3 protein-coding genes and 1 pseudogene are annotated in these 3,332 nt (G+C 41.0%); all 4 read right to left on the minus strand.

Annotation, left to right across the window (positions count from 1 at the left end; genetic code table 11):
- On the minus strand, nt 1–497 hold a 497-nt coding region (locus Q0K80_RS10440), incomplete at its 3' end, for a serine hydrolase (RefSeq protein ID WP_365935658.1).
- 72 nt (nt 498–569) lie between these two features.
- Nucleotides 570–1,805, minus strand: a pseudogene (gene dltD / locus Q0K80_RS10045) (D-alanyl-lipoteichoic acid biosynthesis protein DltD); the annotation flags it as partial.
- Nucleotides 1,798–2,037, minus strand: a complete 240-nt coding sequence (dltC, locus tag Q0K80_RS10050; RefSeq protein ID WP_294605970.1) for a D-alanine--poly(phosphoribitol) ligase subunit DltC — start codon at nt 2,035–2,037, stop codon at nt 1,798–1,800. The gene dltC and the pseudogene dltD, both read right to left, overlap by 8 nt.
- 30 nt (nt 2,038–2,067) lie before the next feature.
- Nucleotides 2,068–3,312: a D-alanyl-lipoteichoic acid biosynthesis protein DltB gene (gene dltB, locus Q0K80_RS10055; RefSeq protein WP_294605972.1), complete on the minus strand. Its 1,245-nt coding sequence runs from the start codon at nt 3,310–3,312 to the stop codon at nt 2,068–2,070.
- Nucleotides 3,313–3,332 lie beyond the last annotated feature (20 nt).

The raw sequence follows: 3,332 nt of genomic DNA on the forward strand, positions 1-3,332 counted from the left end.
GTTTGTTTCAACTTTAATGGTCTGACATAGGTGTCGCGGAATAACTGCTCATAGCTTTGGCCCGTTATTTTACTCATAATACCGCACAAGTAAACATAATTTAGCGAGCTATAGTGCCACTTATTTAACAAGGCGGGCTCAAAAACAGTGTTAACCGCATCATGTTGGATATTATCATTATCCGAAACAAAATGCTTTTGTCCCAGTCTTGCCCCCGGTTTAAGATCAAGACCAGCGGTCATTGCCAGCAGGTTTTTCAGCTTAACCTTCTTCGCTCCAGCAATTTGCGGATAAAATTTACTTAATTTATCCTGCAAACTTAACTTGCCCTCCTGCACTAGGTGCATGATAATTGCGGCAGTCATTGATTTTTGTACTGAATTAATTAGATAACTACTGTTCGCATTATTCTCAGTAGCGTAATCAAGCCAAGTCTTACCATTTTTAATGACTAGAATTGAACCCTTTATTCTGAGAGCATCAATTTGTCGGCGCATTATTTTTCTTTTCAGCAAATCTGATCTACTAAAATTACTTAGTCTATGGTTTGTAGTCCTGATTGCGTACGGCTTTTTTTGCCACTTTTTACTATAAAAATAGTTATAAATATTATAGTTATGCGGTACATTAGCTTGCGCCATAAACGGCTTTACTGCCCGGTCGACTGCTACCCAGCCGCGCCAACCTAGGTGAATCGTATCTTCCATGAAGTACTGTTCACCGCCGCGCTTAGACAAATCGGTGACGTTATCAAAGCCCTGACTGGCCAGCTGATACTTAATCTTGGAAACGGCCTTTTGATACATTTCCTGCGATAAGCCCGTATAATTAGACCACTTTTCATTGATCGGCGGGATAATAAATAACACATTGGTATGTTGCTTGGCAAACTGGTGCAACATCAGTTCAAAATCACTGTATTCTACTGATTTAGTGTAGTTAAAGTGCCGTTGACTGCCCTTCAATTTAACCAATAAACGTTTATTCAAGCGCCGCTTAAAAAAGCGGTTATTAATACCAAAGCTATTAGAATTAGTGTTAAGTTCAGCCTGCTCACTTGCTACCCGGTCTAAGGCCTTGACTGAATAAGTAGCCGGCAAAAGTTTAGCCTGCTTATTGATCCTTTTGATACGGTCACGTAATTGAAAGGTACTAAAGAACTTGTCTTCATTGTTAAGTATGCGCCGCTGATTCTCCAAGTAGAAACGTTGAAACCCGGTCAGCTGCTCTCCTCGGGCAGCTCTTCTCATTCCCAGCTTAATAACGCCTTTCACTTCCGGCATCTGCAAAAAACGCTTGGCCGCATAGCGGTTAGTTACACTGGTTTTCTTGCTGTTTAAGAGAAAATTGCAGGCCTGCAGCGGTGAATAATACAAGGCAAAAGCATCTGGATTTTGCCCCTTCTTGGTAAACCATTGCGGTGAAACAATCACCACGGCTTTTTTACCCTTAAGCTGTTTTGACGTGCCCTGCATCTCTAAAAAATGTGCCAAAGACTGGCTACCCGGGCCACCTAACAAAAACGGCCGGTAATCGCGGTGATATTTTTGCGCAATTACACTCGGGTGCAGGGGATCAAGTCGTGACAGTTCACTTGACCCGTAAAAAGGCACATAGTCATCTTTAAAGGCATCCTGTTTCATCAAAGAGCCTTTAAAAATGGTCGTGGTCTGGGAATTAGCTGCTTGGTAAATGGCACCTTGCGAAAATGTCCGCTCCCACGGCATTAAAAAGATAACCAGTAACATGATGGCGGCGCAGAGCACTGGGCCAAATATCTGCCACAGCCGGCGTTTGTTACTCATTTTCTATATTTTCCACCTTTGCCACAATTTTATTAGGCGTATCCCATTCGTTTCTATCGAATTCAGAAACTGGTACATCAATTTGAAATTTTTCCTGTAAATTTAATAGCATTTGGACACTAGCCATTGAATCCATTAAGCCGTTGGCAAAAATATTTTCGTCCATTCTGTCTGCTAAATCTTCACCAGTTAAATCTTGTAAAATTGCTAAAACTTCTTTTTTGGTATCCATTGTAAAAAACTCCTTAGATAAAATTCTTGCTTACTTCCAGCCAAACCATAGTTGACTGAGAAAACCTGAGAATATCAGGAAACTAAAACAAACTACATTGAAAGTGACAAAGATAGCCAGCCATTTGGTGTATTTATTTGATGGCAATTTGTCTTTGTGCTTCTTCTTAAACCGCAGCCAGCAATCATTGATGATAATGGCCACAGCATGAAACAATCCATAAACAATATAATACCAGGTCAGCCCGTGCCAGAAACCCATCATCAGAAACAAGAGCAAGTATGCTGCTTGTGACAGCCGAACGGGATTCTTGAACAGCTTTTTCTTCATGGCGAAGAAGGTAAACCGCATGTAGATGTAGTCCCGAAACCAAAAGGACAAAGTCATGTGCCAGCGGTTCCAGAATTCTTTAATATTTTGTGAAATAAATGGCTTATTAAAGTTCATTGGAGTGTGAATACCCATAAAATAGGAAATTGACACGGCAAATAAGGAATAACCGGCAAAGTCAAAGAACAAATACATACTGTAGCAGTACATATAAGCCACTAACCACCAAGAAAGTTTTAAACCGCCATTGGCAGTACCTGTGATCAAGGCAGCCCTGGTAATTCGTGGCAGCCAATATGTACCAAAGAACCAGCCCAGAACAAATTTATAGAGAAAGCCCTGAAACAAGTAACGGGTTGCAAGTTCCAAGTCATTTAAATATTGCTCACGCTTAGGAACAGCATCACACTCCTTGGCAAATCTGCGATAGCGATCAATTGGGCCTGAGGAAATGGTGGGAAAGAACAAGAGAAAGCGTAAATACGTTCCCAGATTAAGTTCTTTAATAGCACCATCGCGCACTTCCATCACAACCTGCACGGTCTTGAAAGTAAGATAGGAAATACCCAGAAAGGCCAAGACTCCTGGAATTTTAGCTTGTGGGAAAGCAGTCTGCACTTTGACTAAAATCAGCGGCACAATTGCTAAAATTACCGCTAGGTAAAAGACCCAGGTTTTATTTGAACTGTTTTGGCGCTTGCGATAATAGAGATAGCCATAGGAAACCAGGAGCTGAAACAGAATATAAATGATCAGGCTAACGCCCTGTTGCCATTTTTCGCCATCAAAAATGAGAAATAAAAAAACTAACGAGAACACAACTTCATAGATTTTGAAGCGATGCCCCCTATACAGCCCGATGATAATGGGGATTAAGCCAATCATCAAATACACAAAGTAATGCGGATTGGAATAAGGCTGTAAGTTAATGAAGTTAAAGTTCACTACTCGTTGACCTCCTTAAT

Origin of the sequence: uncultured Lactobacillus sp. (assembly GCF_945290125.1) — a bacterium.
Lineage (GTDB): Bacteria > Bacillota > Bacilli > Lactobacillales > Lactobacillaceae > Lactobacillus > Lactobacillus rizhaonensis.